2 tRNA genes and 3 rRNA genes are annotated in these 5,707 nt (G+C 49.5%); all 5 read left to right on the top strand.

Annotated elements, in window-relative coordinates:
• Positions 1–215: 215 nt before the first annotated feature.
• Positions 216–1,749 (top strand): 16S ribosomal RNA (locus LG219_RS15080).
• A gap of 129 nt (positions 1,750–1,878) precedes the next feature.
• Positions 1,879–1,955: transfer RNA gene (locus tag LG219_RS15075), tRNA-Ile, on the top strand.
• Positions 1,956–1,962: 7 nt separating this feature from the next.
• Positions 1,963–2,038 (top strand) — tRNA-Ala (locus LG219_RS15070).
• 392 nt (positions 2,039–2,430) lie between these two features.
• A 23S ribosomal RNA gene (locus LG219_RS15065) occupies positions 2,431–5,322 on the top strand.
• Positions 5,323–5,546: 224 nt separating this feature from the next.
• A 5S ribosomal RNA gene (gene rrf, locus LG219_RS15060) occupies positions 5,547–5,660 on the top strand.
• Together the 16S, 23S and 5S rRNA genes with 2 tRNA genes alongside form the textbook arrangement of a ribosomal RNA operon.
• Positions 5,661–5,707 lie beyond the last annotated feature (47 nt).

Raw genomic sequence — 5,707 nt, 5'->3', positions numbered from 1 at the left:
TGTTTTGTGTGTCCTAAGCCACTGATCTTTAACAAAATACAGCCGATGAGTGTGAGTGCTTGGTTTGCCAGTCAAACAAGTGCTTACACTCTCAAAATGATCGGTTAGATGCAAATCTGACGGGTCGCAAGAAGTGGAGGGTGGAGTTAAATCCATCCTGTAGGGCGGGTTTTAACCCGCCTTAAAGCCAAGTTGTACAAATTAGCACAGAGATTAAACGAAAGAGTTTGATCCTGGCTCAGATTGAACGCTGGCGGCATGCTTTACACATGCAAGTCGAACGGTAACAGGGTGCTTGCACCGCTGACGAGTGGCGAACGGGTGAGTAATACATCGGAATGTACCCAGTAATGGGGGATAACGCTTCGAAAGGAGTGCTAATACCGCATACGCCCTGAGGGGGAAAGTGGGGGACCGCAAGGCCTCACGTTATTGGAGCAGCCGATGGCTGATTAGCTAGTTGGTAGGGTAAAGGCCTACCAAGGCAACGATCAGTAGCGGGTCTTAGAGGACGATCCGCCACACTGGAACTGAGACACGGTCCAGACTCCTACGGGAGGCAGCAGTGGGGAATCTTGGACAATGGGCGAAAGCCTGATCCAGCAATGCCGCGTGCGTGAAGAAGGCCTTCGGGTTGTAAAGCGCTTTTGTCGGGGAGGAAATCCTAACCTCTAATAAAGGTTGGGGATGACAGTACCCGAAGAATAAGCACCGGCTAACTACGTGCCAGCAGCCGCGGTAATACGTAGGGTGCAAGCGTTAATCGGAATTACTGGGCGTAAAGCGTCCGCAGGTGGCTTGATAAGATAGACGTGAAATCCCTGGGCTCAACCTAGGAATTGCGTATATGACTGTCTCGCTAGAGTATGGGAGAGGGGGGTGGAATTCCGCGTGTAGCAGTGAAATGCGTAGAGATGCGGAGGAACACCGATGGCGAAGGCAACCCCCTGGCCTAATACTGACACTCATGGACGAAAGCGTGGGGAGCAAACAGGATTAGATACCCTGGTAGTCCACGCCCTAAACGATGTCTACTAGTTGTTGGGCTTTTCGGAGCTTAGTAACGCAGCTAACGCGTGAAGTAGACCGCCTGGGGAGTACGGTCGCAAGACTAAAACTCAAAGGAATTGACGGGGGCCCGCACAAGCGGTGGATGATGTGGATTAATTCGATGCAACGCGAAAAACCTTACCTGGTCTTGACATGTACGGAAGTCCGTAGAGATATGGATGTGCCTTCGGGAACCGTAACACAGGTGCTGCATGGCTGTCGTCAGCTCGTGTCGTGAGATGTTGGGTTAAGTCCCGCAACGAGCGCAACCCTTGCCATTAGTTGCTAACATTCAGTTGAGCACTTTAATGGGACTGCCGGTGACAAACCGGAGGAAGGTGGGGATGACGTCAAGTCCTCATGGCCCTTATGACCAGGGCTTCACACGTCATACAATGGTCGGTACAGAGGGTCGCCAACCCGCGAGGGGGAGCTAATCTCACAAAACCGATCGTAGTCCGGATTGCACTCTGCAACTCGAGTGCATGAAGTCGGAATCGCTAGTAATCGCGGATCAGCATGTCGCGGTGAATACGTTCCCGGGCCTTGTACACACCGCCCGTCACACCATGGGAGTGGGTTTTACCAGAAGTAGCTAGGATAACCCTCGGGAGTCCGGTTACCACGGTAGGATTCATGACTGGGGTGAAGTCGTAACAAGGTAGCCGTAGGGGAACCTGCGGCTGGATCACCTCCTTTCAAGAGAAAGACGAACAAACTAAGTACTCACACTCATCGGCTGTAGATTTGAAGAATGTCGGATTAACGACATGAAGAAGTGTTTAAGCAATTAGATACTTTGACATTGAGTTAGTTTGACGACGATATGGGTCAGTAGCTCAGTTGGTTAGAGCACCGTGTTGATAACGCGGGGGTCATAGGTTCGATTCCTATCTGACCCACCACTTAGTTGGGGGCTTAGCTCATCTGGTAGAGCACCTGCTTTGCAAGCAGGGGGTGAACGGTTCGAGTCCGTTAGCCTCCACCATTCATTGGGTCTGTAACTACCTAGTAGAAAATAGAATTCTATGTATTGCACGTTGTTGAGTGCAGTGTATTTTATTCTGGTTTCTAAAATTAGATAAATCGGCTGTTTATATTTAGATATGAATGATTGATTTTAGTAATATCGCTCTTTAACAAAATAGAAGAAGTAATTAATTCCAATAAACATTGTTGTGGAATTAGATTTAAGCATTGCTGCTTGCGGTGATGGTTAAGTTTGATTTCAAAGTAAATAATATTGGGTTGATTGTATCTGTTCAGTTGTACTGGTCTCATGCCAGTGTAACTGAACCGCAAGTGAAATGAGAACTCACTTGCAAGTCGCAAATACGATTTCAGTAATCTGAGATACGTTTTACGTGTTTGAGGTTATAGGATCAAGCGAATAAGTGCATCTGGTGGATGCCTTGGCGATGATAGGCGACGAAGGACGTGATAGCCTGCGATAAGCGTGGGGGAGCTGGCAAAGTGCTTTGATCCCACGATTTCCGAATGGGGAAACCCGGCCCTTTTGGGTCATCCTAGACTGAATACATAGGTCTAGCGAAGCGAACCCGGTGAACTGAAACATCTAAGTAACCGGAGGAAAAGAAATCAACCGAGATTCCCAAAGTAGTGGCGAGCGAAATGGGAAGAGCCTGTACGTGATAGCAGTAGACTTAATAGAATGGAATGGAAAGTCCAACCATAGTGGGTGATAGTCCCGTATATGAAAAGTCAATTGTGATACTAAGCGTACGAGAAGTAGGGCGGGACACGAGAAATCCTGTTTGAAGATGGGGGGACCATCCTCCAAGGCTAAATACTCATCATCGACCGATAGTGAACTAGTACCGTGAGGGAAAGGCGAAAAGAACCCCGGGAGGGGAGTGAAATAGAACCTGAAACCGGATGCATACAAACAGTGGGAGCCCTTGAAAAATGGGGTGACTGCGTACCTTTTGTATAATGGGTCAGCGACTTACGTTCAGTAGCGAGCTTAACCGAATAGGGGAGGCGTAGGGAAACCGAGTCCGAATAGGGCGCATAGTTGCTGGGCGTAGACCCGAAACCAAGTGATCTATCCATGGCCAGGATGAAGGTTGAGTAACATCAACTGGAGGTCCGAACCCACTAACGTTGCAAAGTTAGGGGATGAGCTGTGGATAGGGGTGAAAGGCTAAACAAACTTGGAAATAGCTGGTTCTCCTCGAAAACTATTTAGGTAGTGCCTCATGTATCACTGACGGGGGTAAAGCACTGTTATGGCTAGGGGGTCATCGCGACTTACCAAACCATGGCAAACTCTGAATACCGTCAAGTGCGAGCATGGGAGACAGACCTGGGGTGCTAACGTCCTGGGTCAAGAGGGAAACAACCCAGACCGCCGTCTAAGGTCCCAAATGATCAATTAAGTGGAAAACGAGGTGGGAAGGCACAGACAGCCAGGATGTTGGCTTAGAAGCAGCCATCATTTAAAGAAAGCGTAATAGCTCACTGGTCGAGTCGTCCTGCGCGGAAGATGTAACGGGGCTCAAATTGATAACCGAAGACGCGGATATGACCATTTATGGCATATGGTAGAGGAGCGTTCTGTAAGCCTGTGAAGGTGTCTTGAGAAGGATGCTGGAGGTATCAGAAGTGCGAATGCTGACATGAGTAGCGATAAAGGGAGTGAAAAGCTCCCTCACCGAAAACCCAAGGTTTCCTGCGCAACGTTCATCGGCGCAGGGTGAGTCGGCCCCTAAGGCGAGGCAGAAATGCGTAGTCGATGGGAAACAGGTTAATATTCCTGTACTTGATATAAGTGCGATGTGGGGACGGAGAAGGTTAGGTTAGCCATCTGTTGGAATAGGTGGTTTAAGTGTGTAGGCGGATCCCTTAGGCAAATCCGGGGGGTCTTAACGCTGAGGCATGATGACGATTCACTTAGGTGATGAAGTAACTGATACCCTGCTTCCAAGAAAAGCCACTAAGCTTCAGCTTATATTGAACCGTACCGCAAACCGACACAGGTGGGTAGGAAGAGTATTCTAAGGTGCTTGAGAGAACTCGGGAGAAGGAACTCGGCAAATTAACACCGTAACTTCGGGAGAAGGTGTGCCTTATTGGTGAAGAACTTCGCGTTTGGAGCTATATAAGGCCGCAGAGAAATGGGGGCTGCGACTGTTTATCAAAAACACAGCACTCTGCCAACACGAAAGTGGATGTATAGGGTGTGACGCCTGCCCGGTGCTGGAAGGTTAATTGATGGGGTGCAAGCTCTTGATCGAAGCCCCAGTAAACGGCGGCCGTAACTATAACGGTCCTAAGGTAGCGAAATTCCTTGTCGGGTAAGTTCCGACCCGCACGAATGGCGTAACGATGGCCCTACTGTCTCCTCCCGAGACTCAGCGAAGTTGAAGTGTTTGTGAAGATGCAATCTCCCCGCTGCTAGACGGAAAGACCCCGTGAACCTTTACTGTAGCTTTGCATTGGACTTTGAAGTGGTTTGTGTAGGATAGGTGGGAGGCTTTGAAGCTGAGACGCTAGTTTCAGTGGAGCCGTCCTTGAAATACCACCCTGACCCCTTTGAGGTTCTAACCTTGGTCCGTTATCCGGATCGGGGACCGTGCATGGTAGGCAGTTTGACTGGGGCGGTCTCCTCCCAAATTGTAACGGAGGAGCTCGAAGGTCGCCTAGGTACGGTCGGACATCGTACTGATAGTGTAATGGCAAAAGGCGGCTTAACTGCGAGACCGACAAGTCGAGCAGGTGCGAAAGCAGGACATAGTGATCCGGTGGTTCTGTATGGAAGGGCCATCGCTCAACGGATAAAAGGTACTCCGGGGATAACAGGCTGATTCCGCCCAAGAGTTCACATCGACGGCGGAGTTTGGCACCTCGATGTCGGCTCATCACATCCTGGGGCTGTAGCCGGTCCCAAGGGTATGGCTGTTCGCCATTTAAAGTGGTACGTGAGCTGGGTTCAAAACGTCGTGAGACAGTTTGGTCCCTATCTGCAGTGGGCGTTGGAAATTTGAGAGGGGCTGCTCCTAGTACGAGAGGACCGGAGTGGACTGACCTCTGGTGTACCGGTTGTCACGCCAGTGGCATTGCCGGGTAGCTAAGTCGGGAAGAGATAAGCGCTGAAAGCATCTAAGCGCGAAACTTGCCTCAAGATGAGATTTCCCTAGGGTTTTAAATCCTCTAAAGAGTCGTTCGAGACCAGGACGTTGATAGGTTGGGTGTGGAAGCGCAGTAATGCGTTAAGCTAACCAATACTAATTGCTCGTGAGGCTTGATCCTATAACCTGAAGCGCGTAGTGCGAAGATGGATATAATCGACCCAAGTACGAAAGTACTAAAAGTTACTAAATAATGTGGTTGGAAAGTGTAGTATAATTACTTCTTCTATTGATTTTACGAGTTAGCGTTGTAGGCTGATTGCGGAGTGTAGAGATACATGGAGCAATTGGTTGAATGCGATAACTCTCGTGTGACTTGAAAGAGTTGCACCAGACAGTTTAATGTCTGGCGACCATAGCGAGGTGGTCCCACTCCTTCCCATCCCGAACAGGACAGTGAAACACCTCAGCGCCGATGATAGTGCGGATTGCCCGTGTGAAAGTAGGTCATTGCCAGACTCCCCATACCAGAAAGCCCGATTCGAAAGAGTCGGGCTTTTTGCTGT

The organism is Deefgea salmonis (assembly GCF_020531905.1).
Taxonomy (GTDB): Bacteria; Pseudomonadota; Gammaproteobacteria; order Burkholderiales; family Chitinibacteraceae; genus Deefgea; species Deefgea salmonis.
Note: the sequence above shows the minus strand (reverse complement) of the source record. Positions and strands in the feature narration are given on the sequence as shown.